The following is a 25,921-nucleotide window of genomic DNA, read 5'->3' as shown; positions in this document are numbered from 1 at the left end:
TACGCGGCCGCCCTATTTTTGGATCGGGATGCGGGTCGGCTATGAGGTGGGCCGCAGAAAGCCGACGACAGCCTCCTTCTCCATGTCGATACCCTGCTCGATCTGAGGCCGGACAGGTTCGAACGCATCCACCTGGATGGAGCGCGAGCCGGAGCCACGGGTCCAGGTGGCGATGGCCAGGCCGTCGGCGATGACGGTGGGCCGGATGAGGCCGCCTCCTGGCCAGACGCGGGCCTGGTGGAGAGCGGGGACGGACACCTCGCGGGTGCGGTAGCCGATCAGGTAGTTGTCGTAGGCAGGCAGCATGCGAACGTCCGGGGTGTCAGACGAGCCTGGGAGTTCTTTCACCCGCCCGGCGAGCATGGTCAACGTGCCGTACTCGGTGATCGCGCCCGATTCCGCCAGCATTTTCCAGGCCCTGCGGGCCCAGGTGACCGGCAGCCCGGACCAGGCGGCGAAGTCCTCCAAGGTGGCGGGGGCGTACGCGGCCAGGTAGCGGCGGGCCAGCTCGGCGAGGACAGCGTCGCCCTCCCACCGGAAACGCCCCATGGTGGGCAGCCAGTCGTTGAGCAGTACATAGGTGGCCTCACCGGTGCGCTGTGGGCCGTGGCAGAGGATGCCGGTGAGTGCTGCGTGGCGGATCAGGTGGAACGGCGCCTGCCCGTCCGGCGGAATACCGAGGGTGGTGAGGTGCTCGGTCAGCTCGGCCCGGGTGAGTGGGCCGTGCGAGGCAAGAGCGCGCCGGATGAGATGGTCGGCGCGCTGGCGCAGATCGTCGTCCAGGCCCAGCTGCTGGTAGCGGCGGTTGGTTGCGGCAAGGATCCGCGGGGACAGCAACGGCAACACCCAGCGGGCGTCGTCGCTGGGAATGGTGTGCAGGGTGCCGCGCATGTACCAGCCGCGGACAATGCTCCGCTCTTTCTCGTATGCCGTGCGGATGGCCTGGGTGGTGATGTCCCGGCCGCGTACGCGGATGCCCAGGTCGGAGGCTGTGGCGTCCTGGGCCTGGATGGCGAAGACCCGTTGGACGACCGCCTCGGCAGAGTCCTCCCGTGCTCCGCCGGCCAGGGCCTGGGCGTGGGCCCGCAGCCGGCGGACGCTCTCGTGGTCAAGCATCGGGCTGTGCCTCTCAGCCGGCGCGGTCAGGAGACGGCCTTGTCGAGGATGTCGGCGAGTTCGGTGGGCGCGGACAGCATCGGCCAGTGCCCGGTGGGCAGGTCGAAGCGCCGCCACGGCGGCTGGTTCAGGTAGGCCAGCATCGGCACCCCGGCATCCAGCAGCCCCGTGAAGTCATGGCACGCGACCAGGACACGGTCCACACCGGGACCGGGCTCGGCCGGGCCGGTAAGACGCTGGGCGTAGGTGCCGAACGGCTGAGGGGTGGCACGCGAGCGCAGAGCGTCCCGCTGGCCCTCATCGAGCCCGTCGAGGCTGCTGGACAAGCCCAGGACCTCAAACGGCGGCATCGGCAGCCGCCACCCGTCACCGGAAGCGGAGACCTGGTGACGCAGCTGGTCCGCTGCCTGCGGTGGCATGAGGTCCAGCATGCACATGCCCGCGGCGAACGGGGCGCTGTCCACATAGACCACGCGCTCCAGCCGGTCGTCGAGACGTCCGGCTGCCCCGGTCACCGGAGCAGCCGCATAGCTGTGGGCGACCAGCGTGACGTCGCGCAGATCGTTCCGCTCGACGAAGCCGGTGATGTCCGCGATGTGCGTGTCCAGGTCCGTCTCGGGTCCGCCCTGGTCTGCGTGCTCGGCCAGGCCCGTCAGTGTCAGCGGCAGCGCCGCGTGGCCGCGCTCGCGCAGAGCGCGGGCGGTGTCTTCCCAGGCCCACGCCCCGAGCCAGGCACCGGGAACGAGTACGAAGGTGGTCATGTGATCTCCCAGAAGTAGGTGCTGCGGGGAGCGTAAGGTCGATACAGGACAGAATCCGCCCTGAAATGCCGAGTGATCCATGTCGCATCCCCTCACCCGCGTGCTGACCCTGCTGGAACTCCTCCAGTCCAACGTCCGGCTCACCGGGGCGGAGCTGGCAGACCGCCTGGACACCGACGTCCGCACCGTGCGCCGCTACACGGCCCACCTTCGCGACTTGGGCATCCCCGTGGAGGCCGAACGCGGCCGCTACGGCGGCTACCGACTGGCCCGCGGCTACCGCATGCCACCTCTGGTCCTCACCAATGACGAGGCCCTCGCCGTCGTTCTTGGCCTGCTCGCGGCAGAACGTCTGGGCATGGGCACTGCCGCGCCGGCCAGTGCCGGCGCCTTGGCCAAGATCGAGCGGGTGCTTCCGCACGCCCTGCGCGAACCGCTCGCCGCCATGCGGGAGACCCTGTCCTTCACCGCCAACGCCGTGATCGGGCAGGCACCCGGAACCGGCGTTCTGCTGGCACTGGCCCAGGCCTCCCGCGCCCACACGACCGTCGGTATCAGCCACCAGTCCTGGCGCCAGGAACACACCGAACGCGACATCGACCCATATGGCGTGGTCTTCCACACCGGCCGCTGGTACGTCGTCGGCCACGACCACCTCCGCGACAGCCTGCGTACCTTCCGCATCGACCGCATCGCCTCCGTCACCTCCCGAGCCGACAGCTTCACCGCACCCGACGGCTTCGACCCCGTGGCCCACCTGACCTCGACCCTCGCTCAGGGGCCCTACCGCTGGCAGGTCGAGGTGACGATCCATGGCCCCCTCGATGAGATCGCTCGCCGGCTACCTCGCTCAGCGGTGACCCTCACCGCCCAGCCCACCGGCGTTCTCATGCACGCACGGGCAGAACGGCTGGACGGCATGGCCCACATGCTCGCCTCCCTGGAGTGGCCCTTCACCATCCACCATCCCGACGAACTACGGCAGGCGCTCAAGAATCTGGCCGCCCAGCTCACCGCAGCCGCCCAGCGGAGACCGGAAGAACTACCGCAGTAAATGCCGGATTTACTGCGGCAGACCCTCTATCGTGATCAGTTCTACCTGCGGCGGGCCCTCCGGCCGCCGCAGGTGAGGTGTACGCATTTACTGCGGCAGTGCCGGAAGGGCGGGCCTGGCATGGCGATCGAACCGGTGACCGAACTCGGGAGCAGGGGCGCGCTCCGTCTGCCGCGCGCCCGAGGCGTCCCCCTGCCTGCCCCGCCCTCGTCGTACACCGCCGCGGTCGAGCGGTACCTCACCGGTGCGGGCATCGCGAAGTCCTCGGCGCGGATCTACCGCATCTCGCTGACAACATGGGGGTGGATGCTCGCCGGCGAACCGGCGCCGACCGGGCCCGCCCGCCGGGGCGCGAAGCCGCCCGTCTTCCCCGTCGCCGCGATCGGCGACCCGGCGCTGCCCGAGGTGCTGGCCGAACTGGCGGCGGCGCGGGCGGACGCGATGGACGCCGACACCGTCAACCGCGAACTGTCCATCGCGCGCAAGGCGATCGGCTGGTGGCAGCGCCAGGGCTGGATCACCTACGACCCGACGATCGGGATCGAGCGGCGGCCGGCGCCGCCGGACCGCACCAAGGCCCTGGCCGAGAATCACATCGCCGTCCTGTGGCGCCTGGACGTCGCCCTGCGGGAGAAGACGTTCTGGAAGATGCTCTATGAGTCCGCCGCGCGGGCCGATGAGCTGCTGTGCCTGAACGTGGAGGACCTCTACCCGCAGGACGAACGCGGGAAGATCACCGCCAAGGGCGGCGCGACGGAGTGGATTCACTGGCAGTCCGGTACCGCCCAGCTCCTGCCCCGCCTCATCGCCCGCCGCACCCGCGGCCCGCTGTTCCTCACCGACCGCAAGGCCCCGGCCGGGACACCGACGCTCGACGTGTGCCCGGAGACCGGTCGAGCCCGGCTCTCCTACCGCAGGGCCAAGGAGATCTTCGAGGAGAACACCCGGCTGCTGGCCAACCCGCTCGCCTCACCCGAGGACATCGAGAACCTGGACGGCTGGACACTTCACCGGCTACGGCACTCCGCGCTCACCCACGATGCGGAGGGTGGCACCTCCACCCCGATGCTGCTGGCCCGCTCCCGCCACGCCTCCGTCCGCTCCCTGGAGCGCTACGCCCGTCCCGGTGTCGACGCGGTCGCCCGACATGTCGCGGAACGCGACCCAGCCGCACGTCGCCACACGTGACACCCGTCGTTTGCGGCTGGTGACAGCGTTCTTACCGGCACCCCTACCTGAGCCGTGAACTGGCGACTCGACGCCGGCAGATCGGGACCCGATGGCGGCGACTGACTGTGGGACGTCAGGCTCTGCTCGCCCTGGCCCACCTGAGATGCGGTGACACTCCCCCAGCCTCCGGCCGGGGGCACCCCCAACGTTCGACGAGGCGATGGTGACGGCTCGTACGAAAGCGCACGTAATCCTCGACGGCACCGTGCGCCACAAGGCGCTTGAAGACCGGGTGGGGGTGAAAGGACCCCGCAACCGGGCTGTCACAGCAGTCCGGTTGAAGCTGAGGGCAGCCTGATCCGGGGGACGCCGGTGAGGGTGGGAAGCGCGCAGGGTTCCAAAAGTCCTGTATGCATGCTTACCTGCGGCTTCGCCAGCTCTCGTGATCTTCGTCAGGCGGCGTTGCGGTACTCGTGGATGAGCCCGCTGAGGACGTCGTGGCGCTGGATCCGCTGCGCGGGGAAGGGGATGACGTCCGCGTCGTCGGCTGGAGCGCGCAGGTCCAGGGCTCTGTGCGGCCGGCTGGAGTTGTAGTGCTCGGCGTACTCGGCGAGGACGTGTCGCAGGTGCTGCTCGTTACAGATCGGCAGACGAACGGTGTCGACGTGGAGGAAGTCCGCGGCCAGGCCGGAGGCCTGAGTGCGCAGGAACTCGCGCCAGGTCGGACCTCCGCTGGGGCTGCGCCGGGGTGCGGGGCCCAGGCGGCGCAGTTCGCCCTGGATGCAGGTATGGCCCCAAGTCGGGTTCTCGCGGGCCAGGCGCAGGATCAGGGCGGTGAGTTCCGCGAAGATCGGCGGCCGCCCGGTGCACGCGGGTTTCTGCTCCCATTTGCAGCGGGTCAGCCGGCGGTACCAGGACAGCAGGGTTTCGGGGGTGACCAGGCGGTTTCGGCGCAGCCTGCTCGGCAGGTGCCGGGCGAGGGCGGCGAGTGCCGCGCGGTCTGGCCGGGTAAGGCGTGGCCGGACGCCAAGCCGGCGGCGCAGCACCGCATTGTCGTGGCGCAGCGCGAGTAGTTCGATGTCCTTGGCCTCCGCCGAGCGGGAGAGCAGCACGAGCGGTGCGAGGAGTCGGAGGAAGATCAGGTAGAGCATGCGCAACGCCATGCAGTCCGAGCTTGCCATGATCACCTGAGGCAGCAAAGTGCCTGCTCAGGGGCTGTGCGTGGGTATTAGCACCCTACAGGCCTTCGCGAGCGTGGTACTGCCAGCGGCCTGGCCGCGCTGAAGTCGATCCGATGCGGCGCATGGGACCCCTTGCAGTGACAGGATCGGTGCTATCGGCACCGAGACGGACTGGGTGTACCGGGTGTTCGAGCCGCACGGCTCGGAGGGATGGCGCCCGTACGGCAGCGATTCCGAACGGTGGCGGGGCTCGATCACCGCCGATGATTCGAGCGAGGGCCCTCAATACGCCGTCGCCCTCGTCGTCACCGACCTGATGAGCGAGTGGAAGATGCGCGGCCTTCCCCAGGCGCGGCACGTGCGGGTCCTCCTCTGGCGCGACGAGGAGGGTGACATGGCGGACGCGGACATCATCGTGGAGGTCCGACCGAAGATCCACGCAGAGTGACCGCCGGCCCGGCTAATCCGTGCAAGCGGCTGTTACCCGCCGGTGGGGCCCCGGATGGTGATCAAGGGATCCCCAGGTGGGCATTGGTAAGCACGCGGGTGAGCTGCCCGCCGACAGGCTTGTGGCCCCGTGCGTGGGACTGCTGCACGGATAAGGGGTCTGATGCAGGTTCGGATGACAGGTTCGGTCACGCGGCCTGGAGGGCCGGAGTGGTCATGACGGTCTCGAATTCGACGGGGGTCAGTCGGCCGAGTGAGGCTTGTCTGTGGCGTCGGTGGCAGGTCCGCTCGATCCAGGTCACGATCGCGATCCGCAGTTCTTCACGGGTGGCCCAGACACGGCGGTCGAGGCGTTCTTCTGCAGCAGGCTGAAGAAGGACTCCATGGCCGCGTTGTCGCTGGCAGCTCCCACCCTCCCTATTGATCCGGCCATCCGGTGGCGGTCGAGCGCCCGGACGAACTTCCGGGAGCGGAACCGCGATCCACGATCGCTGTGCAGAATGCACCGGTCGACGTCTCCCCGCCGGGCCACGGCGTTGTCCAGGGTGGCCCCGGCCAGGCGGGACTCCATCCGCGCATCGATGGAGTAGCCCACGATCCTGTTGCTGAAGGCGTCCTTGATCGCGCAGAGATAGAACTTGCCTTCGCCGGTGGCGTGCTCGGTGCTGTCGGCGAGCCACAGCCGGTTCGCACAGGTCGCGGTGAAGTCACGGCGGACCAGGTCGTCGTGCACCGGCGGGCGAACCTTCTTGCCCTTGCCGCGCTTCTTGCCGAACACGCTCCACCAGCGGTTGTCCCGGCAGATCCGCCAGGCAGTCCGTCCGCCATCACGGCCCCGGCGCCGCGTGCTTCGTCGGCCAGGAAGCGGTAGCCGAACTCCGGGTCGTCACGGTGCGCGTCGAACAGCGCGTTCGCGCGATACGCCTCCTCCAGCATGGCATCGGTCACCGGCTGGTCCAGCCGGCGGTAGTAGGGCTGTCTGGCGAGCTTCAGCACCCGGCACGCGACCGTGACGGGCACCCCGTCCCCGGCCGACTCCTTCACGAGCGGGTAGATCCTTTTCCCGGCAGATGCGCCTGCGACAGACAAGCCGCGGCCCGCCGCAGGACCTCGTTCTCCTGCTCCAGCAGCTTGATCCGCCGACGCGCTTCCCGAAGCTCTGCGCTCTCCTGGCTGGTCGTTCCGGGCTTGCTCCCGTCGTCGATGTCCGCGCGACGCCTCCACTTCCACAACGTCATCGGATGGACTCCGAAGTCGGTGGCCACCTGCTCGACCGTCACACCCGGGCCACGGTTTCTCGCGACCCGCACGACGTCCTGGCGGAACTCTTCCGGATAAGGCTTGGGCACAGCGACATCCTTGCCACCCGCCCCGCAGGGCAAGCCGGTTCAGATGTCACCCGATCGTACGGCAGACCCCTTTGACGGCGGTCTTCGCGGCGAGCGCCTCGACCGTCTTCCCGAGCTTGGTGCAGGTCTGTTCGACCTGCTTGCGCAGTGCCTCGGGGCTGGTAGCGGTGGGCTCGACGCGGGGCGGCTATCCGAGCCGCGCACGCCGCCTACGGTCGCTACGCCATATCCGAAGACGAAAGCGGCGTCGCCAGCCGCGGCGCCGGGGTCGGCGTCCGGGCTCATGCGAGAGGTGGGACCTCATGGTCCGGCGTCCCGCTCATCTCAATCGCCGCCCAACCGAGTAGGTGCACGCCCATAACCGCGCAGCGTAGGTGATGGCGTCGACGTCGCCGCTGAACTTGGCCGCAACAGCTCAGGCCACGAGCCTGTCGGGTTAGATTCACTCAGACCGCGTTTGAGATCTGCCGTGCCTGTGCGATGGAGCGGTCGTTGAACTCTGCGTGAGTGGTGTTGGGGGCGGCTATCCGTCGGATCTGACGGACGAACAGTGGGTGTTGGTGGAGCCGTTGCTGCCGCCAGCGCGAGTAGGGCCGAGGGGTGGGCGTCGGGAGAAGCACCCACGTCGGCGGACCGTGGACGCGATCTTCTACGTGGTGCGGACCGGGTGCGCCTGGCGGCAGCTGCCGAAGGACTTCCCGCCCTGGCCCACTGTGTACTGGTACTTCACCTGGTGGCACGACGACGGCACCGTCGAGCACGTCCACGACGTCCTGCGCGGCAGGGTCCGTGAGGCCGACGGCCGAAACGCAGAGCCGAGTGCAGGGCTGATCGACTCGCAGTCTGTCCGCACCGCCGACACCGTCCCGGCGGCCACCAGGGGCTTCGACGCGGGCAAGAAGGTCAAGGGCCGCAAGAGGTTCCTGGTCACCGACACCCTCGGCCTGCTCGTCGCGATCCATGTCGTCGCGGCCAGTGTCCAGGATCGGGATGGCGCGAAGCGGCCGCTGCTGTGGACTCGACTCGACCATCCGCAGATTCGGAAGATCTGGGCGGATCAGGGCTTCGCCGGTCGCCTGGTCGACTGGACCACCCAGGTGCTCGGCCGCGAGCTGGACATCGTCCGCAAGGATCCTGGCCAGCGCGGCTTCCAGGTCCAGCCCAAGCGCTGGGCGATCGAGCGCACCTTCTCGTGGCTCACCGCCCACCGCCGCCTCGCCAGGGACTACGAGACCAGCCCGGCCCGTTCCGAAACCATGATCCGCTGGGCAATGATCGGCCTCATGGTCCGCCGCCTCACCCGCGGTCGGCCGGCGACACGGCAGGGCCCGCGCCCGCTTGCGCGAAAGGTTCCATAGACACGCCGGTCCGCCCGCCCATGGGTAACATTCCGCGTCAGCGCGCTACGGAGTCAGGAACCGTTCAACCTTCTGTTGCAGGTCAGGTGGCAGGTCGGTCAACTCCGAGACGATCGCGCGAAGCTCTCGGCCGAGTCCGGAAGACTCGGTCCAGACCGCTGGGTTCCTGGTGAGGACCGCGGACAGCAGATCGCCTTCGTACATGACACCCTCTGCCATCGGGTTGTCCCGCAGCACCTTGAGGGCCAGCGGCAGGAGGTAGGGCAGTCCTATGTCCTGCCCGATCAACAGACGCATGTCCTCGACTGTCAGCTCGCCGATCGGCCGACGCCGCAAGGCGTGTGCAGTAGCGACAAGACGGGTGGCGTCGGCCGACGGGGCTGGCCAGCGGTCACGTTCAAGCTCTTCAAGGGAGCGGTCACAGTTCGGGGGTCACGTCACCGCTCGATTGTCCTACGACGAGATCTCAAACGCGGTCTCAGGTCCTCGTTCGTTGCTATGGAGTCAGCAGCCTCACATGTTCGCAGAGTTCGATACCGTCTCGTTCAGCCCCGTGGGTGAACAACATGTGGTATGCGGTGCCACCCCCGCCGGGTTCGGCGCGCCGGTCTACGTCCAGAATCCGGAAGCACAGCCGAATGACGTCTTGAGGAGCCTGCTTCAGCGCTACCCGCGGTTGCCGAAGGGGTTGAAGCCCGCCGGCCAGCTCAGGGCCGCAGGGCTGCGCGCGTCGAACTTGTTCCGTCCCGACGCCTACGTACTCGGGCCTCCGCAGCTGATTGCTATCCCCGGAACGCCGACGAGTACCGGGCGGACGACGCCGGAATGGGAAGAGACCGTATATCCGCCGTCGCCTGTTTACCGCGCGGATCAAGCTGTCCCCTTCTCCGCGCCACCCGATGCCGCCGAAGCCCAAGCCATCCGCCATGCTGCGATCCGTTGGGCACAGGACGTCCTCGACGACCCTGATACGGTCATTCTGGCCGTCAGCGCCATCGGATCACCTGCTCCGTCCACCTCGCCCCTGGAACGGGCCGTGCCCTATGAGATAGCACTCACCTCGGCTGGCGGCCGCAAAAGATGGCACCAATTCATCAACCCTGAATGGGAAACGACCTGCCTGCAGCAGCTTCAACTCGGCCATGTCAGCCCTGCGGAACTCGAAGCCGCTCCCCGTTTCCGCGAGGTAGCTGACACCCTGCTGCGCAGACTCCAGGGCAAGCGCGTCGTCGCCTACGGACGCAACCTCCAGTACGCCGCGATCTACGCGGGGCTGGAGTACGCCTGGCTGCGGGACGGCATCCCCTACGGTGCCCTGTGGCCGGAGACAGCGATCACACTCACGAAGTTGAACCGCAGCCGCTGGGAGTGCGCGCGTCTGCGCTACAGCGAGTTCAACAGCGACTGGGACTTGGCCGCCGGTCACTTCGCACTGCCAGCCGAGGAGCCGGCCACCGACGCACTCGACCGCTGCCGAATGACCGTTGCCCTGCTGCGCCGCATGGCAGATCCGGCTCTGCGCTACGCGGAACTGAACGCCCGGGCGGAGCGCGCCGTACAGGACGGCAAGAGCCACCGCCGCCGACCCCAAGGTGGTCAGCGGCTGAGCCGCATCGCCGCATCCCGGCATGCGGTGCTCGAGCGCAGCCAAGGGGGCTGCGAGAACCCCCGCTGCCCTGATCCCCGGTACACCTCAACGCTCAGCCGAAATGGCTCCTACCTGTTGGAAGTGGATCACATAGACGATCACGCTAAGGGGGGCGCGGACCTTCCCAAGGCCATGATCGCTCTATGCCCGAACTGCCATGCCTTGAAGACCCGTGGGACGGTGACCGACGAGTTCCGTGCTCTCCTTCGCGCTACGGCCCTCGCCAGGCACCAGCAACTGCTCGCCGCGGCTCGATGAACCTGCCCCTTCATCGGCACCGACAAGCTGGCTGATGGTGTGTGCGGTGCCTAGCGGAACTCGCTGAGGGCGCCCCAGAAACCAAAATCCGGACCATAGGCGGGCCGCTGGCTCTGAGTCTGGAATTTCAACCGCCTGTTCGTGCCGGTCAGAGTCGTGTGGGCAGATGTACCACCAGCAGACGAAGGACCTGTTGTCCGCCGTAATCCGATCAGGCGGCTTCCCACAGACTGGCATCCAAGATGCGGGCGGCCTTGGCGATGCTGCCCGGCATCAGGTGCCTGTAGGTCCGATACGTCTCCTCAATGGACTTGTGCCCCATCCATTCGGCCACGTCGGTGATCGGTATTCCGTTCCCGAGCGCGTTCGAGGCGAAGTAGTGCCGGAAGCTGTACATGCCGACACCGTCCGCCGCGGGGAGGTTCCTAAAGAGCTTCTGCACACGGCGGCGTTCCATCGGTTCCGTGTAGTAGCCGCTTGGGCCGCGCAGGAGATAGCCATCCTGCGTGGTGCCGTGCTTCTCCTCGTGCCGCTCGATAGCTTCCCGCACCGAGCGCGGCAGAGGGACCTCGCGGAACTCCCCCCGCCTTGCGGTGCTTCAGCTTCGCCGGCCTGTGCGTGTTGGAGTGGATCTGCTCATGCACTCGGTAGACGTCGTCCGCCACAACGTTGTTGACGTTCACTGCCCGGGCTTCCCCGTTTCGCAAACCGCAGCCCACCATCATGACGATCTCCAGCGCGAGATACTCATCAGCGGCAGTCAGCGCCTTCTTTACGTAGGCGAGGGGCGGGATGACCACCTTCTGGCGGACGTACTCCGGCTCCTGGACCCCCTTCACAGGATCGTCCGCCATGGCCCCCTTGCCATAGGCGTCCCGCAAGATCGCCTTCAGAGTGCGGAAGATGTTCACCTGGTTTCCGCGGCCCACCCCATCGGCCTCCAACTCGTCCAGGAAACGCTCGACCACGATCGGCGTGACCGAGTTCAGCTTTCTTGATCCGAGACGGGGGATGATGTGCACGTTGATGGAGCTGTCCACGTGCCAGCCCGTGGAGTACTCCGTCATCCTCCGCTGCCGCGGCCGCCACTGCTTCGCGTATTCCGCGACCGTCTGCTGGCCGAGTTCCCGGCGGGCCTCGGCAACGGACGGCGCCGTCTTCTTTTTCTCCGCGTAAATCTGCGTGAGGCGCTCGATCGCGTCGTCCTGCGTGTCGTAGCCGGCCTCTTCACGCTGCTTGCCGAGAGCGTCCCGGAACCGAATCGTGTACGGGTGCGGGCAACGGGTCGGCCTGGAACAACCGCACTCCTTGAAGAACGACCCCATTCCACGAGCGAGCTGTCGAGCCACGTGTCAAGCCTTCCGGGCAGGGCGATGGGCGGCCCGGCAGACCCACGTCGTACGTGCAGGTCAGCAAGCCGGACACCGTCCGACTCGATGCTGACCGTTTGCTGACCTGGAGGCAGCGATCAGGTCCCTGACCTGCGGAAATACCCAAACGCTAGATCTTGGACTTGAACAGAGTACGCAGCATTCGGGACTCCTGGAAGACGGCTCCCTGCCTGCTTGCTGCAGGTCAAGGGCGTTCTTCACTGTACAACGGCACGCGTTGGGCCCGAAGATTGTGAGGAACATCGGTTCACTTTGGCGATAGGGTTCCTGCCTGCGTTTCCGCGCGAACCAAGCTGTTGCGACGCCGCTGACCAGGCGTCTGTTCGGACAGCCGTCTCGGAATGTGCGGGGACTGATGCTGATCAGATACTGACTTACCTGACGTCACATCAGGTACATGAGGGGCACAGGACAACTCGCTTCCTGAGAGTGCCTGATACTCCAGCCGTAGATCGTGATCTTCAGGTCTGATTCGCGGCTTGTCGGCGGTAATGGCTGGCCTGGGCTCGGGCCTGATGGCGGCGTCGCCAGTCGGACCAGCCGAGCCGGTGGGCTGCACCGTGCACGGGCCGAACGACGAGCGTGGTGAATAGTCGCTGGATCTCGTTGCAGGTGAGCGGGATCAGCCCGTCCGGGGCGGAATGGCGGGCGTGTTCGTCAGCGCGGACGACGGCGAGGAAGGCGTGGGCGAGCATGGCCAGGGTGACCCAGCGCGACCACGAGGTGAAGCGGCGGAGTTGGTGCTCGTCCAGTCCGGCCAGGCCCTTTCCGGACTGGAAGGTCTCCTCCACCCGCCATCTCGACCCGGCGACCCGCACCAGCGTGGCCAAAGGCACCGCAGCCGGCGACCAGCAACGGTAGTAAGCCAGTTCACCGGTGGTGCGGTTGCGGCGGATCAGCAGTTGGTGGCTGCCGAGGCGGGGTTCGGCCAGGTCGATGACGGCCCAGTCGTAGAAGCGGTGCCCCTTGCCGCCGGCCCCTGCCGACAGCTTCAGCCAGGCCCACTTCGGCACCTTCACGGCCAGGACATCCGCGCGGAACTTCCCCGCGCCCGTGGTGACTTCGGCCGAGCAAGCAACGGCGAGCACGTAGCCGACCTGGCGCTCTTCCAGCGCGGCCCGCAGCTTGGGGTTGCCGCCGTAGACCTCATCGCCCGCGACCCAGCCCACACGGTGCCCGGCGTCAAGGAAGCGGCCGATCATGCGGGCGGCCAGCTCCGGCTTGGTCGCGAAGACGGTGTCCTCGCCCAGTCCCGCCGCCCGGCAGCGGTCCGGGTCGCAGGTCCAGGAGCGCGGGAGGTACAGCTCGCGGTCGATCGCCGCGTGTCCGCGGCGGCCTGCATAGACGAGGTAGACCGCGACCTGAGCGTTTTCGATCCTCCCGGCCGTGCCGGTGTACTGGCGCTGGACACCCACGGTGTGCGTGCCCTTCTTCACGTCCCCGGTCTCATCGACGACCAGCACCGCATCGTCGTCGTGCAGATGTTCCAGCACGTACTCGCGCACGTCATCGCGCACGGTGTCGGCATCCCACTTAGCCCAGCCGAGCAGGTGCTGCATTCCATGCGGACTGGCCTGCCCGGCCCACTCGGCGATGCTCCAGCAGTTCTTGCGCGGCAGGTCCGACAGCAGCCCCAGCACCAAGTCCCGCACCCGACGCCGGGGTTCAACCCGCGCGAACCGGCCCGCTATCCGGGACATCAGGACCTCGAACGCCTCCTGCCAGCGGGCAGGGTCTACGCTGTGACTCGCGGCCACCGCATGATCTTCAGTCTTCACACACCGATGATCAACGGTGGCCGCGCCCGTCTTCACCGCCCCTCGGTCACGACGTGCGAAGACGGGCCGCATCCCTTCCGTGTCCCGCACGGGGCACGCAGCGTTCGCCCGCCGTCTCGTGCCAGGAGGACACATGCAACGCGGTGAAGTCTGGTGGGTCGACTTCGATGAGCGACGCCCGGTCGTGCTGCTCTCGGACGAGGAGTCATCCGGGTTTCAGGCGATGCAGGTCGTTGCGCCAGCGGGCGTCGACATCAGCGGCCTGGGCGTTGAAGTGGCCGTAGGAGCCCCGGAAGGACTGCCCTTCGAAGGCGTGCTGCGGTTCGCGTTCCCGCGTCCAGGCTTTACTCCGTGCACATGGCTGACCACCGTGGCCCGGGACGACCTGATCGAGCGGGCGGGCGTGTTGTCCTCCGTGAAGCTCAGCGAGGTTGGAGAAGCCCTCCGTGCCGCTGGAGAGAGGAGGGAGTGGACCCCGATGACGGCTGCCAGGATCAGCGAGATCAAAGATGCCCGCCGTCTCGAAGGACTCGAGTAGCGGACGCCTGTGCTGCCCAGCTCGATCTCGTCGACGACTGACCGCTGCCCCCTCTCCACCGCACTCCAGCAACAAGATCACGATCTACGGCTGGAGTACTAATACTCCAGCCGGACTTCTGTATTTACCCTGGTCAACGGCCTGGCAGCGGGGAGTGTAGCGGGTGCGCTGTGGTCGCGGGACGGTCTTGCCGGGGCCGTCCCACCAACGTGTGCCCGCGCCGCATGTAATGACAGCGTCGGGCTCGTGCTTGGTGGCGGCGTCTCCAGCGGGACCAGTTCACCGCGTGGTCGCGGCCTGCAGGATAGCGGCGGGGTTCAGTTGCCAGCAGACGGCGGATTTCAGCCGGTGTGAGGTCCACGAGGTCGGGCGTGTCGGCCGTGTCACCCCTTTTTCGCGTTCCTGGGCGGCCATCGCCGCGAGGAACGCGTGGGCGAGCATGGCGAGCGTGATGTGCCGGTACCAGCCCACGTAGCGGCGGACCTCGTACTGGTCCAGGCCGCACTCGTTCTTCGCGCTCTGGAAACACTCCTCTATCTTCCAGCGGCAACCGGCGACGCGGACCAGGTCGGCGGCGGTGGCCTCGAGCGGGGCGCAGGCGAGGTAGTAGGCGATCTCGTCGGGTTTGCTGATGCTGCGGCGGGCCAGCATCCATCGCTGCCGGGTCGGCTCGCCGCCGTCGGGCTCGGCCACGGCGGGCAGACGGGCGGCGGCCCAGTCGTAGGAGCGCTCGCCCTTGGCTCCCTGCCCCGCCGACAGACGCTGCCACGCCTCGAGCGGGGCCTGCTCGATGAGATGGTCGATGCGCGGGCCGTTCACCTGCTGGGACTTGGGCACGGCCACGACGTAGAAGAGGCCGCGGTCTTCCAGGAAACGACGGAAGTGGGAGTCCTGGCCGTAGGCGGAATCGGCGGTGACCCAGGTGAAAGGGAGCGGAGAGGCCAGGGCGCGCTCGATCATGTCGCGGGCGAGGTCGCCCTTGGTGGCGAAGGTGCGGTCGTCGGGGACGCGGGCCGCTCGGCAGCGCTCGCGGTCACCGGTCCAGGACTTGGGCAGGTAGAGCTCGCGGTCGACCAGGGCGTGGCCGCGGGTGGTGGCATAGGCGGCAAACACCCCGATCTGGCAGTTTTCGGTGCGGCCGGCTGTGCCGGAATATTGGCGCTGCACTCCGGCAGAGGTGGTGCCCTTCTTCACGAATCCGGTGTCGTCGACAATCAACACACCGTCTGGCATGCCGAGTTGTTCGGCGACGTAGGTTTGCAGGTCGTCGCGCAGGCCGTCGGCGTCCCACCGGCTGTGGGAGAGCAGGTGCTGCAGGCCGTGTGGGGTGGCGTGGCCGGCGTACTCGGCGAGCTGCCAGCTGTTCTTGCGGCCGACCGGGCCGAGCAGCCCGCGGACGTAGTCCCGCATCCGCCGGCGTGGTTCCACACGGGAGAAGCGTCCACCGATCCGCAGGAAGAGTTCTTCGAGTTCCAGGTCCCAGGCGTTCGTCGGTACGTCGTGGATCACGACAACGGACTGCTCGTCGCGCTGTCATTACATGCGGCGCGGGCACACGTTGGTGGGACGGCCCCGGCAAGACCGTCCCACGACCACAGCGCACCCGCTACACTCCCCGCTGCCAGGCCGTTGACCAGGGTAAATACAGAAGTCCGGCTGGAGTACTAATACTCCAGCAGTACTTCGCGTCTTGACCTGCGCGGTTGTCGAGCGGTGGGAGTGTAGCGGGCACCGCCCGGTCAGGGGCGGTTTCTGACCGGGCCCCCCTCGAAGGAGTGTCCCCGACGGCAAGCGGTGTCTCGAGGCCGGGAAGCCTCCCGTCGTGATCGCAATTGAACAGGCAGCCGAGACCTGGGACCACGACCTGGACGACCTCTTCAACGACATCGGACACCGCTTCGGCCGCGTCGAACCCCGCCGCCGCATGCGAGCCTACGTACACGGACTGCTGGCGCCGGTGGCCCGAAAAAACAGCTGGCAGTTGGCCGAGCACGCTGGCCACGCCACCCCCGACGGCCTGCAGCACCTGCTCTCCCGCGCCCGCTGGAACCCTGACGACATCCGCGACGACCTGCAGGCTTTCGTCGCCAAGAGCATCGGCCACCCCGACGGGGTACTGATCGTGGACGACACCGGGTTCATCAAAAAGGGCACCACCTCGGCCGGCGTACAACGCCAGTACTCCGGCACCGCCGGCCGCACCGAGAACTGCCAGATCGGCGTCTTCGCCGCCTACGCCAGCTCCACCGGCCGCGCGTTGGTGGACCGGGAGCTGTACCTGCCCAAGTCCTGGACCACCGATCGTGACCGCTGCCACGCCGCGAAGATCCCCGACGAGCGGGAGTTCGCGACCAAGGGCGCCCTCGCCAAGGCGATCGTGCTGCGCGCACTGGCCTCGCCGTTGCCGATCGCCTGGGTCACCGCGGACTCCGCCTACGGCCAGGAATGCCGTTTCCGCCGCATGCTGGAGAACGCCGGTGTCGGCTACGTCGTGGCTGTGCCGAAGTCCCAGTTCACCGTGGGATGCCCGCGCATCGATCACCTCTTCGCCCAGGCCCCGGAGGAAGCGTGGGAGCGCCGCTCGTGCGGACAGGGCGCCAAGGGTCAGCGGATGTACGACTGGGCCGCGATCCAGCTGCCCACAGTCGCCGAATTCGACTACCAGATAAGGGAGTTGGTGTGTCGACGGTGGGCGCTGGCACGGCGCAGCGTGAGCAAGCCGGACGAGATCGCCTACTACCTCGCTTACGCACCTCTGGACGCGGGGGTGGACGACCTGGTGCGGGTCGCCGGCACCAGGTGGGCGATCGAGGAGTGCTTCCAGGCGGCAAAAAACGAGTGCGGCCTAGACCAGTACGAAGTCCGCCGCTACGTCGGCTGGTACCGGCACATCACCCTCGCCATGCTCGCGCACGCCTTCCTCGCAGCCATGACCGCGCAGGCCCGCGAAAAGGGGGCTGCACCGGTGAGGAAGCCGAGGTCATCGAGCTCACCGTGGCGGAAGTGCGGCGGCTCCTGGCAGCTCGCGCTCCCCGCCACCCCCGTGCCCACACCCACGCGCTGAACTGGTCGCACTGGCGTCGACGACGCCAAGCCGTTGCCCGCCACTGCCACTATCGCCGTCGGGGACACTCCTTCGAGGGGGGCCCGGTCAGAAACCGCCCCTGACCGGGCGGTGCCCGCTACACTCCCACCGCTCGACAACCGCGCAGGTCAAGACGCGAAGTACTGCTGGAGTACTAACTAACCGGTCGACGCACTCGCCGTCGTGACCGGCTGTGTTGGCCAAGGTTCGTGCCACACCCGTGCCAGATCGTGCGGGGAGCCACGGGGGAACACCGGGAACCAGCCCGACAAGCCATCGGACGTTGGCAGCGCTTCCGCCCAGGCCAGTCGAGCAACCGCCCGTAGATCACCTCAGCTTCCCAAGCTGAGAGCGCGAGTTCGATTCTCGTCACCCGCTCCATGCGAAACCCCCAGGTCAGCGACCCGGGGGTTCTTTGTTGTCCAGACCGGTGAGCGGGTGCCGCACCACAACCGCGCCGTCAGCCCGCCGACGGCTCCCCCTGTGGTGCGCACGGTCGTCGGTGTGGCGCTTCGCACGCCCGGCGCGCACGAGGTCGTCCAGTCCGGCGGCGACCTCCCGCTGCCGCTCCTCGTCGGAGTCCCGGTAGATCAGCGCCGCCTTCTCGGAGGACTGGCCGGCGCGCACCATCGTGTCCCGGAGGGTGGCGCCCGAGCGGGTCGACAGGGTGTGTCCGGTGTGGCGGAGGTCGTAGAAGCGGAAGCCGTCCGGGAGGCCGGCGACCGCACGAGCCCGGCGCCACTTCCGCCGGAACGGGGTGCGAGCGGGTTCGAGGGTGGTGGCGAACCGGCTCGTGTTCCTCGGTGTCCGCGTGGGGTCGGGGTGTGGCGTCCCACTGCTGCCCGGCCGGCGTGGTGCTCCGGCGGGCCGGCAGGGCGGCGTGGCCGGCCTGCCACCGCGCGGTCAGGCGGGTGGCCGTGGCCGGAAGGCGGACTCCGGTCCTGGGCGGGGGCCGGTGGTCAGCCGGAGGGCTCCTGCGGGGTCAGTGCTTCCGGTTGCGCCCGTGGCTGGGGCACGACGGGGCACGCGTGGTCCGACTCCGTCATCGTCCATCCGTCCCCGAGCACATGGAGGCTGAGGGACGTGGCGGAACGGGGCGCGGTGCCGCCATCGGCTTCCGCGTGGTTCACCGTGCACGTCAGCTGGAGCATGGCCCGACGGCTCAGCGGAGCCGTCTTACCGGGGAGTTGGACGAAGAGGATACCGTCGGCGACCACCACCCGTGGCGCGTCCGTCAGGCGGGGCAGCTCCGTGGTGGCCGTCGCGGTCTCGTTCGCGGCCGACGCCTCGAACAGCAGGTGTACGACGGCCTCGAGGTCCCCGGCGTCGTCGATCCGGTGGGGATAGGGCATCAACTCCCCGTCGCGCAGGAAGAAGAGGGAGATGGTGGCGGGCGTCGAGGGTGGTGTCGGACTGGGGGAGAACATGCCGCTCGCCGGCGCACCGGTCTCGATGACACCGGACGGGGGGACTCCGCACGCCGTGAGCGCGACCGCGGCCACCGCCGTGAGCCCGGACAGCAGCGCTGCCGTCCGCGAGCCCCTCACCGGGTGCCCCCGTCGGCCTCGGTGTCGGTGTCGTCGCGGTGCAGCGGGAGTTCGACCGTGAACACCGCGCCGCCCCGGGGCAGGTTCGCCGCCCGGATGCGCCCCCCGTGCAGGCGCACGTTCTCCGCCGTGATGGCCAGACCCAGCCCGTTGCTCTCGCTCCTGGCCCGTGAGGTGCTCGCCTTGTAGAACCGCTCGAAGATGTGCGGCATGGCCTCCTCAGCGATCCCCGGTCCGTTGTCGGTCACCTCGATGACGGCCCACGCCATGCCCGCCCCGTCCACCCGTACCCCCATGGTCAGCCGCACGGGCGGCTCTCCGTGCCGCAGCGCGTTGCCGATCAGATTGGCCGTCACCACGTCGAGTCTGCGCGGATCGACGCGCGCGCGGAGCTCACCCGGTCCGGGCAGCCGGGTCTCCACCTGCTCCTGCCGCCACCGGGAGGCGACGGTGCGCCGTACGGACTCGGCCAGGTCGATCTCGTCCCGGTTGAGTTCGGCCGCCCCCGCGTCGAAACGGGAGATCTCCATCAGGTCGTTCACCAATCCGCTCAGCCGGTTCGTTCCCTCGCTGATGAGCCGCAGCGCCTCACCGGTCTCCCCTTCCCCCTCCAGGTCCAGCACGTCGGTGACCGCCGACATCGCCGCCAGCGGCGTGCGCAGTTCGTGGGAGACGTCCGCCACGAAGCGGCGTCCCTGGGCCTCCAGGCGACGCAGCTCCCGTACGGTTCGCTCCAGTTCGGCCGCCGTCTCGTTGAAGGAATGGGAGAGATCGGCCAGTTCGTCGGAGCCGGTGACGTCCAGCCGTACGTCGAGGTGCCCCGCGGCCATCCGGCGCGTCGCCCGGCGCAACGCCCGTACGGGTCGCAGTACGCCGCTCGCGGCGAGCAGCGCCAGGACGACGGCGAGGCACAGGGCCACCAGGGTGGCCCGCTCGATGCCGCTGACCATGGCCTCGACGTACCCCTCCTCGGTGGTCTGCGGGACCTCCAGATACATCACGAACCCGGAGAGCCTGGGCTCCGTGCCCTCGCCCGAGGTGTACGTGACGGGCATGCCGACGACGAGACGAGGACGCCCGTCGACGTTCATCCGCTGGAACACCGCGACACGTCGGTCCCGGACGGACCGGAGCATTTCGGGGCTCGGCTCGACGAAACCGGCGCTCGGCGCATAGGCGCGGTGGCCACCGTACGTGGCCATGATCCGCCAGCCCGACGAACGGTTCGCGTACAGCACCTGGTCCACCGCGAACTGGAGGTCCGACCGGTCCGGGGCCAGGGGGATGCTGGGCGCGACGGCGTCGACGCTCGTACGGAACCGGTTGATGACGGAGTCCTGGCTCTGCTGGAGCACCCCCGTGCGCGCCTCGCGGAAGGCGAGGGCCCCGGTGCCCAGGGCGCTGGCCACGGCCACCAGGACGAAGGACGTCAGCAGGCGGGGGCGCAGGCCGCGCAGGGGGAGCGGGATGCGCGCCAGGGCCGCCCGGAGGAACCGCCGGGGGCCGGCCCCCGGGCCGGCGGCGGGGGTCTCGTCGGCCGTGGGGGCCTCAGGCACGGTTCTCCGCGTCCCGGCGGCCTTCCGCATCCGCGCGGTCCTCCGCGTCCGCGTGGACATCCGGTCGCTCATGAGGTGCCGAAGCGGTAACCGAATCCGCGTACGGTCTGCACGTAACGGGGATTCCTGCCCTCGCCGAGCTTGTTGCGCAGTCGCTTCACACAGGCGTCCACGAGCCGTATGTCGCCGTGGTAGCTGTGTTCCCAGACCGCTTCCAGCAGCTGCTGGCGGCTGAACACCTGGCCGGGCGAGGCCGACAGGGTCAGCAGCAGCCGCAGTTCGGAGGGGGCGAGGGTGACGGGTTCGCCGCGGTGCGTCACCACGAGCCCGGCGCGGTCGACGACCAGCTCGCCGTGCGTCTCCGCCCGGGGACGGGTGCCGTCCGGCAGCGACGCGTCCTGTCTGCGCAGTACGGCCCGTATCCGTGCGTCGAGCACCCGGGCCTGCACGGGCTTCACCACGTAGTCGTCCGCACCGGTCTCCAGTCCCACGACCACGTCGACGTCGTCCCCCCGGGCCGTCACCATGATGATCGGCACCTGGTCGCGGTCCCTGATCCGGCGGCACACGTCCAGGCCGGACATGCCGGGCAGCATGAGATCGAGTACGACGACGTCCGGCCGGAAGGGGTGGAGCTGTTCCAGCCCCTCCTCCCCCGTTTCCACGGCGAAGACCTCATGCCCCTGGTGCCGCAGACCCAGTTGGACGGCCCTGCGGACATCTAGGTCGTCTTCGACGATCAGGACCCGTGGCATTTCGGCAGTGTAAGCAGACCGGACGAGGTGACCGTCCCGAGGAAGGTCCCTCTCCGACCGCCGTTACACAACGATCACATGGGCCGGGGAACGCGGGGCGTCGTTATCTTTCCGTGACGGCACCGGCTCATGGGGATCATCTGGGATCACCAGATTGAGCTGCCATGCATTCGGCACGACAGCGGCAATCCGCACCCGCCACCGGCAGCACCACGACCGGTCACCGCGCCGGTCGCCGACGCCGGTCCGCCCATCGCCGGGAACGGCCGCGCCGCCGGGGCCGGAGCCTGCTGACCAGCCTGCTGGTGACCGCCGGCCTGCTGGGTTCGGCGGCGTACTTGCTGGAAGGCGGGCGGAGCGACGCGTCGAGCGGTGCGCCGCACCCGCGGAGCACGCACGTCACCCCCACTCCCACACCGCCCCCCTCCGCCTCCCCCTCTCCCTCTCCCTCCGCGAGCCGGACCGAGATCGACGTCCCCCCGACGGGCAGCGGGACGTTCGTCACCGCGCAGGCCAGTGGGGAGAAGGTGGGCAGCGGCTCCCGCCCGGTGCGCTACGTCGTGGAGGTCGAGACCGGCCTCGACATCTCGCCGTCCCAGGCGGCGAACGAGATCGCCGGGATACTCGCCGCCCCGCGGGGCTGGACCCACGACCCGGACAACGCGTTCCAGCTGGTGGGCGCGGGATCGCCGCACGACATCACGATAAAGATCGCGACACCGGCGACGGCGGACGCCCTGTGCTGGGCCGGCATCCAGCAGGACACCGGAGGCGAGTACAACTGCGAGGTTCCCGGAGGGGTGGTGGTGAACCTCAAGCGCTGGGTCAAGGGCTCGCCCACCTTCGACGGGCCGATCCATGACTACCGGGCGCTGATCATCAACCACGAGGTGGGGCACTTCCTCGGCCACTCGCACGTGACCTGCGGGGGCGCCGGGCGACTGGCCCCCGTGATGATGCAGCAGATCAAGGGCCTGCACGGGTGCGTCGCCAACGCCTGGCCCTACGACGAGAACGGTGACTTCGTCACCGGGCCGCCCGTATGACCGGCGCCGGTCCCGAGGCCGGCCGTCACGGCGAACGGCCGTTACAGCTCGGTCATGTACCGGCCCCAGGGCCATGAACTGCCGGCACCACTGTGAACTCCGCGTTCTCCTGCGTCCGCAGGCGGAATCCCCCTCCCTTCCGATCGGATGGAAGTAGATGACTCGATCCCGCACTGTCCGAAGACTGGCCGCGGCGGCGGTCAGTTTGCTGCCGCTGCTGGCGGCCTGTGGCACCGGAACCGACACCGACACCGGCTCGGAGTCCCACGCGTCGGACGGTGAGAAGACCACGGCCGGATCGTCGGGGCAGCTCGACATTCCCGCCGACGCGAACGCCGACCTCAAGAAGCAGTACCTCTTGGAGAACGCGATCGCGGCCTGCATGAAGAAGCAGGGGTTCACCTACACCCCCGTGGCCCCGAGGACCCCACCGCCTCCTGGACCACCAACGGGGCGGACTACGCGCTGACGAAGGAGTACCGGCGGAAGTACGGCTTCGGCATCTACGCGGGCATCGCCTACCCCGACGACGCCGGCGCTTCGGGCAGTGCGGCCGCCCGGCAGGGCTCGGACAGGACACCCAACGCGGACTACGTGGACACGCTCACTCCCGAGCAGAAGGCCGCGTACGACAAGGCGTTGGGCGCTCCCCCCGACCACGCGTCCAGCGGTGTCGGCCGTCTGGCGTGTGACGGCGAGGACTGCCAGGGCAGAGCTGATCCGGAGGGTGGACGCCTCCTCCGGTGCCGGGAGGCGAACGCTGATCTCCTCCCGTACCTCGGCCGGCGGCGGGCGGAGTTCCGTCAGTCGCGCCACCACCGCCTCGTACGGGAGTGGCTCGCGGAGCACGGCGGCCGGCGCCAGGTCGCAGGGGACGTAGATGCGCGCCAGGCTGTGAGGTCTCTCGTCCTCATGGCCGAGACAGAGGATCTCGGCCAGAGGGCTGCCGGTCGGCGTCTTCAGCAGGGCCGAGAGATGCCCGCGGGCCCGCACCCTGGTGGTGTGGACGGTGACGCTCAGGGGTGCGAGATCCATGCTGTGCGCATTCGGGGTTCGCCTCCCGCCGACGTACGTGATCCTGTGGAGCGGACGGCGGACGAAGTTCCCCTTGCCGTGGGTCTTCTCGACGAGGCCTTCCGCCTGGAGTACGGCGAGGACGTTCCGCAGTGTCGGTGTGCTGACCATGTATTGCGCGGCCAAATGCGCTTCAGAAGGCAGGCGTTCGCCGGGCTTGAGCCGACCGGTGGCGATCCGGTTCCGGAGGTCATCGGCGATGGCGTCGCGTCGTGAGGGCACGGGCGGGGTCACCGCCTCTCACTCGCACGAGCCGCAGGGCGACGAGCCGGCTCCCCGTGTGGATGGTCAGCAACTCGCCCGAGTCGAACACGAGTCGCTTGGCTCCACCGGGCAGTTGGAAGGGGTCGGTCACCCGGCACGCCGCCCGTTTCTCCCGAGCCGAACGCGTCGGCTGCCCGGGAGCCATCACCGTGGGCCGGGCCGATCCCGGCTGCACCGGCCGGCTGGTCACCTTCGCCACCACCGCACTCGCCCTCGCCCTGACCGTCGCCGAGCGCACCGACGGCCCGAGGAGTCCGTGGCGCTGCCGCGCCGATGGGTGCGAAACACCCGAGTCATGACGGGGGAGTCGACTCCCCGAAGCGGTCGACGAAGTGCGGGACACCGGCCTTGGCCAGGTGGGAGAGCGCGTCGTGAAGCGTGACGGGTGGGTTGCGCTTCTCTGCCGCCAGCCGGATGACGGTCTCACGCACCTCACAGGGCCACTCCGCGTAGAGCTCGCAGAGATAACTGTCCGGATCCACAACACGCAGACCACGCTCGGCCAACTCTCCAGCAGGAAAGTCGTCGAGGTTCCAGGTGATCAGCGCCCCGGCGCTCCCCGCGATTGCGGCTGCCGCGTGATGCCGGTCATCCGGGTCACCCCCGGGCATGAGGTCGACGAGATGTACGTACTCGGCCTCGTAGACCTCACAGTCCGCGAAGAACTGTCGAATCGTCCCGGTGACCGCCGCGGCCGAGGCGGCCGAACGCCGTTGCTCACGGACGATCACGCGCTCCCACTCGGCCAGTAGCCGTTCGGACCACACCAGCTCGTGAACCGCGTCCTCGGTGAGAGCCAGCATCAAGTCCATCACCGAAAACGGGAAGAGCACATGGGCATCCACAAAGACCCGCACGGGACGACTTCCCCTCCGACGCCACCTGCCGACTTTCACCGATCAGTAGGGCAGATCGGCTTGCTCCACGGTGTCCGCAATGCGTCGGCGGCCTTCCCGCCTACGCTCCCTACGCGCCTGGAACGCCAGGACATCGGCAAGACGCACCACCCGGTGGCTACTGCCAGGCAGGTGGGCCGAGGGAATCTCACCAGAGTCCAGGAGCCGGACCACCAACGGCCGGGACAGGCCGAGCAGCTCGGCGGCCTCCGTCGGGGTCAACCGGGTCTCCGACGCGAGAACGGTCACCGCATGCCCGGCAGCCAGCTCACCAGCGGAAGCAATCAGTATCCGGGCCAGCTCAGAAGGCAACACCAGCTCAGAACCGTCGGCCGTCCGCAGCACCGCCTGGACATCGTCGGCACCCAGACGACTGGCCTCCCTGAGCACACCCCGGTGGGCGAGCTCGGGATCCACCTTTGTAGCCCCGGCAAGAACGCTGCTTCGCGCCATGGCCGCCTCCTCGGGAAAGCAAGCCCACCATATCTGAAATAAATGTAACTCGAGAACGGGCGGTACGCCGGTGATGCAGCGTCGCGATCGGGGAGCAGCAGGTCGAGTCGGAGGCGAAAACGACCCGCACGACGCATGCGCCACCGCAAACCCGGCACCGAATGTCTGCCGCCTACCCACTCGGACCAGGCGCTTCAGTCACCCGCCCCTCTCCCAGCCGGCCGCCCGGGTGTCGTGCCCTACGCGTGCCCTTACGGACGGAGAACAGCGGTTCACAGCAGTGTCTCCGGTCACCTGCACTGCGGCCCGTACTCCACGGAACTGCAGGTCACGGCCTCCATCCCGCCCAAGCGCCGTCGCTTCCCAAGCTGAGAGCGCGAGTTCGATTCTCGTCACCCGCTCCACGCGAAACCCCCAGGTCAGAGACCCGGGGGTTCTTTGCTGTCCAGACCGGTCGGCGGTGCGCGCACCACAGCCGCACCATCAGTTCTCCGGCGGCTCCTCCCTGTAGTGCACGGTCGCCGCTGTGGTGCTTCGCACGTTCGGCCCGTACGAGGTCGTCGAGCCTGGCGGCGACCTCCCGTTGCCGCCCCTCCCTCACTTCTTCGGCCACTGATCGCACTCGGTGGAGCTTGACTCGCCCATGGAGACTCCGCCAACCTCCCGTGGTCCACGACACGACTCCCCGTCCGGAGCCCGGGCCGTCCAGTCAGTACACGTCCGGCAGGTCGATGACGTTGCCGTCCTCGTCGAGCGTGCGGGTACTCCAATAGACGTCCCACTTGCCGTTGACCTGCTGCGGCACCTCGCCCTCCGGGTATCGCGTGTATCCCGCCGGGGGTTCACCACCGTTCGCCACGCAATCCCCACCGGGGCCGTTTACCTGCAAGACGGGGTACTCGCCTCTGCTGCAGACGTGCTCCTGGTACTTCGGGGCGGCACATCCGGTGAGTGCCACGACCGCGGCCGTGCCGGCAAGTGCACCACCGACGGCCTGGAACCCACCGGGTCGGAAAGCGGTGGTGGGGCGGCTGATCCTGCGGGGCGTGGGCACGATCCTCTCCTGTCGTTCGGCTTTCCCCAACCCTTGCCGACGAAGGCCGCCGAGCCCTGAGTGCGCGTACTCAGAAGCGCCCCGAGGATGCTCAACCCGCCGCAGTCCGGGGTGAGGGCGTCACACAACGCCACCCCCCTTT

General features: G+C 68.5%; 24 protein-coding genes and 5 pseudogenes. 11 read left to right on the top strand and 18 right to left on the bottom strand.

Going from position 1 to position 25,921, the window contains the following annotated elements; translation table 11 throughout:
- Positions 1–39: 39 nt before the first annotated feature.
- Both OHB56_RS38345 and OHB56_RS38340 read right to left on the bottom strand, forming a co-directional pair.
- Entirely contained in the window at positions 40–1,116 is a 1,077-nt protein-coding gene (locus OHB56_RS38345) for a winged helix DNA-binding domain-containing protein (RefSeq protein WP_406358497.1), read from the bottom strand.
- 26 nt (positions 1,117–1,142) lie between these two features.
- Positions 1,143–1,877, bottom strand: a complete 735-nt coding sequence (locus OHB56_RS38340; RefSeq protein WP_326751138.1) for an alpha/beta fold hydrolase — start codon at positions 1,875–1,877, stop codon at positions 1,143–1,145.
- 79 nt (positions 1,878–1,956) lie between these two features.
- Here OHB56_RS38340 and OHB56_RS38335 point away from each other — a divergent pair, with 79 nt between their 5' ends.
- From OHB56_RS38335 to OHB56_RS38325, 3 genes and pseudogenes are all read left to right on the top strand, one after another.
- Positions 1,957–2,931, top strand: coding sequence for a YafY family protein (locus OHB56_RS38335; protein ID WP_326751139.1), 975 nt, complete (start codon positions 1,957–1,959; stop codon positions 2,929–2,931).
- 120 nt (positions 2,932–3,051) lie between these two features.
- Entirely contained in the window at positions 3,052–4,119 is a 1,068-nt protein-coding gene (locus tag OHB56_RS38330) for a tyrosine-type recombinase/integrase (RefSeq protein ID WP_406358494.1), read from the top strand.
- A gap of 47 nt (positions 4,120–4,166) precedes the next feature.
- Positions 4,167–4,277, top strand: a pseudogene (locus tag OHB56_RS38325) (IS5/IS1182 family transposase); the annotation flags it as partial.
- A gap of 276 nt (positions 4,278–4,553) precedes the next feature.
- On the opposite strand, the gene OHB56_RS38320 reads toward OHB56_RS38325, so the two are convergent.
- Positions 4,554–5,282, bottom strand: a complete 729-nt coding sequence (locus OHB56_RS38320; RefSeq protein WP_406358492.1) for a hypothetical protein — start codon at positions 5,280–5,282, stop codon at positions 4,554–4,556.
- 184 nt (positions 5,283–5,466) lie between these two features.
- Here OHB56_RS38320 and OHB56_RS38315 point away from each other — a divergent pair, with 184 nt between their 5' ends.
- Complete coding sequence (locus tag OHB56_RS38315; RefSeq protein ID WP_406358490.1) at positions 5,467–5,730, top strand: hypothetical protein; 264 nt, start codon at positions 5,467–5,469, stop codon at positions 5,728–5,730.
- Positions 5,731–5,917: 187 nt separating this feature from the next.
- Here the strand turns inward: OHB56_RS38315 and OHB56_RS38310 are convergent.
- Positions 5,918–7,078 (bottom strand): annotated as a pseudogene (locus OHB56_RS38310) (IS3 family transposase).
- A gap of 46 nt (positions 7,079–7,124) precedes the next feature.
- A pseudogene (locus OHB56_RS38305) lies at positions 7,125–7,229 on the bottom strand (hypothetical protein); the annotation flags it as partial.
- A 313-nt stretch (positions 7,230–7,542) separates the two neighbouring features.
- Here OHB56_RS38305 and OHB56_RS38300 point away from each other — a divergent pair.
- Positions 7,543–8,436: an IS5 family transposase gene (locus tag OHB56_RS38300; RefSeq protein ID WP_406359014.1), complete on the top strand. Its 894-nt coding sequence runs from the start codon at positions 7,543–7,545 to the stop codon at positions 8,434–8,436.
- A 45-nt stretch (positions 8,437–8,481) separates the two neighbouring features.
- Here OHB56_RS38300 and OHB56_RS38295 read toward each other — a convergent pair.
- Positions 8,482–8,829, bottom strand: a pseudogene (locus OHB56_RS38295) (contact-dependent growth inhibition system immunity protein); the annotation flags it as partial.
- 124 nt (positions 8,830–8,953) lie between these two features.
- Here OHB56_RS38295 and OHB56_RS38290 point away from each other — a divergent pair.
- The gene (locus tag OHB56_RS38290; protein ID WP_406358488.1) at positions 8,954–10,342 is read left to right on the top strand and encodes an HNH endonuclease; all 1,389 of its coding nucleotides are present in this window, start codon (positions 8,954–8,956) and stop codon (positions 10,340–10,342) included.
- Between the two features lie 211 nt (positions 10,343–10,553).
- Here the strand turns inward: OHB56_RS38290 and OHB56_RS38285 are convergent, their stop codons facing one another.
- The 3 genes from OHB56_RS38285 to OHB56_RS38275 form a co-directional block, all read right to left on the bottom strand.
- Positions 10,554–10,880, bottom strand: coding sequence for a tyrosine-type recombinase/integrase (locus OHB56_RS38285; protein WP_406359299.1), 327 nt, complete (start codon positions 10,878–10,880; stop codon positions 10,554–10,556).
- Entirely contained in the window at positions 10,768–11,691 is a 924-nt protein-coding gene (locus OHB56_RS38280; RefSeq protein ID WP_406358486.1) for an integrase, read from the bottom strand. Before OHB56_RS38280 ends, OHB56_RS38285 begins: the two co-directional genes overlap by 113 nt.
- A 503-nt stretch (positions 11,692–12,194) precedes the next feature.
- Entirely contained in the window at positions 12,195–13,433 is a 1,239-nt protein-coding gene (locus tag OHB56_RS38275; protein ID WP_406359298.1) for an IS701 family transposase, read from the bottom strand.
- Positions 13,434–13,644: 211 nt separating this feature from the next.
- Between OHB56_RS38275 and OHB56_RS38270 the strand changes: the two genes are divergently transcribed.
- Entirely contained in the window at positions 13,645–14,049 is a 405-nt protein-coding gene (locus OHB56_RS38270; RefSeq protein ID WP_063731101.1) for a type II toxin-antitoxin system PemK/MazF family toxin, read from the top strand.
- 279 nt (positions 14,050–14,328) lie between these two features.
- Here OHB56_RS38270 and OHB56_RS38265 read toward each other — a convergent pair whose 3' ends face one another.
- On the bottom strand, positions 14,329–15,555 hold the full coding sequence (locus OHB56_RS38265) for an IS701 family transposase (RefSeq protein WP_406359251.1): 1,227 nt from the start codon (positions 15,553–15,555) through the stop codon (positions 14,329–14,331).
- A 325-nt stretch (positions 15,556–15,880) separates the two neighbouring features.
- Between OHB56_RS38265 and OHB56_RS38260 the strand changes: the two genes are divergently transcribed.
- On the top strand, positions 15,881–17,113 hold the full coding sequence (locus OHB56_RS38260) for an IS701 family transposase (protein WP_406358933.1): 1,233 nt from the start codon (positions 15,881–15,883) through the stop codon (positions 17,111–17,113).
- A 417-nt stretch (positions 17,114–17,530) separates the two neighbouring features.
- Here OHB56_RS38260 and OHB56_RS38255 read toward each other — a convergent pair.
- The 4 genes and pseudogenes from OHB56_RS38255 to OHB56_RS38240 form a co-directional block, all read right to left on the bottom strand.
- Positions 17,531–17,896, bottom strand: a pseudogene (locus OHB56_RS38255) (hypothetical protein); the annotation flags it as partial.
- Between the two features lie 197 nt (positions 17,897–18,093).
- Positions 18,094–18,681 (bottom strand): hypothetical protein, encoded by a 588-nt coding sequence (locus tag OHB56_RS38250; RefSeq protein WP_406358484.1) that lies wholly within the window; start codon positions 18,679–18,681, stop codon positions 18,094–18,096.
- Complete coding sequence (locus tag OHB56_RS38245; RefSeq protein ID WP_406358482.1) at positions 18,678–20,309, bottom strand: ATP-binding protein; 1,632 nt, start codon at positions 20,307–20,309, stop codon at positions 18,678–18,680. Before OHB56_RS38245 ends, OHB56_RS38250 begins: the two co-directional genes overlap by 4 nt.
- Positions 20,306–20,992, bottom strand: a complete 687-nt coding sequence (locus tag OHB56_RS38240; RefSeq protein ID WP_381204638.1) for a response regulator — start codon at positions 20,990–20,992, stop codon at positions 20,306–20,308. Before OHB56_RS38240 ends, OHB56_RS38245 begins: the two co-directional genes overlap by 4 nt.
- Positions 20,993–21,156: 164 nt before the next feature.
- Here OHB56_RS38240 and OHB56_RS38235 point away from each other — a divergent pair, with 164 nt between their 5' ends.
- Together OHB56_RS38235 and OHB56_RS38230 are read left to right on the top strand one after the other, a co-directional pair.
- A complete protein-coding gene (locus OHB56_RS38235) occupies positions 21,157–22,038 on the top strand; it encodes a DUF3152 domain-containing protein (RefSeq protein WP_406358480.1) in 882 nt (293 codons plus the stop codon).
- A gap of 157 nt (positions 22,039–22,195) precedes the next feature.
- Entirely contained in the window at positions 22,196–22,507 is a 312-nt protein-coding gene (locus OHB56_RS38230) for a hypothetical protein (RefSeq protein ID WP_406359330.1), read from the top strand.
- Here OHB56_RS38230 and OHB56_RS38225 read toward each other — a convergent pair.
- Positions 22,441–23,334 carry a GntR family transcriptional regulator gene (locus tag OHB56_RS38225; RefSeq protein WP_406359297.1) on the bottom strand — a complete coding sequence of 298 codons (894 nt, stop codon included), beginning with the start codon at positions 23,332–23,334 and terminating at the stop codon, positions 22,441–22,443. The genes OHB56_RS38230 and OHB56_RS38225 overlap by 67 nt on opposite strands.
- 98 nt (positions 23,335–23,432) lie before the next feature.
- On the opposite strand from OHB56_RS38225, the gene OHB56_RS38220 reads away from it, so the two are divergent.
- Positions 23,433–23,675: a hypothetical protein gene (locus tag OHB56_RS38220; RefSeq protein ID WP_406358478.1), complete on the top strand. Its 243-nt coding sequence runs from the start codon at positions 23,433–23,435 to the stop codon at positions 23,673–23,675.
- On the opposite strand, the gene OHB56_RS38215 is transcribed toward OHB56_RS38220, so the two are convergent.
- From OHB56_RS38215 to OHB56_RS38205, 3 genes are all read right to left on the bottom strand, one after another.
- Positions 23,670–24,272, bottom strand: coding sequence for a PIN domain-containing protein (locus OHB56_RS38215; RefSeq protein WP_406358476.1), 603 nt, complete (start codon positions 24,270–24,272; stop codon positions 23,670–23,672). The genes OHB56_RS38220 and OHB56_RS38215 overlap by 6 nt on opposite strands.
- A gap of 3 nt (positions 24,273–24,275) precedes the next feature.
- Positions 24,276–24,725: a helix-turn-helix domain-containing protein gene (locus OHB56_RS38210; RefSeq protein WP_406358474.1), complete on the bottom strand. Its 450-nt coding sequence runs from the start codon at positions 24,723–24,725 to the stop codon at positions 24,276–24,278.
- A gap of 709 nt (positions 24,726–25,434) precedes the next feature.
- Entirely contained in the window at positions 25,435–25,779 is a 345-nt protein-coding gene (locus OHB56_RS38205) for an SCO0607 family lipoprotein (protein ID WP_406358472.1), read from the bottom strand.
- Between the last annotated feature and the right edge of the window lie 142 nt (positions 25,780–25,921).

Origin of the sequence: Streptomyces sp. NBC_01635 (assembly GCF_045209715.1) — a bacterium.
GTDB lineage: Bacteria > Actinomycetota > Actinomycetes > Streptomycetales > Streptomycetaceae > Streptomyces > Streptomyces hirsutus.
The sequence above is the reverse complement of the archived record's forward strand: the minus strand, read 5'-3'. Positions and strand labels throughout refer to the sequence as shown.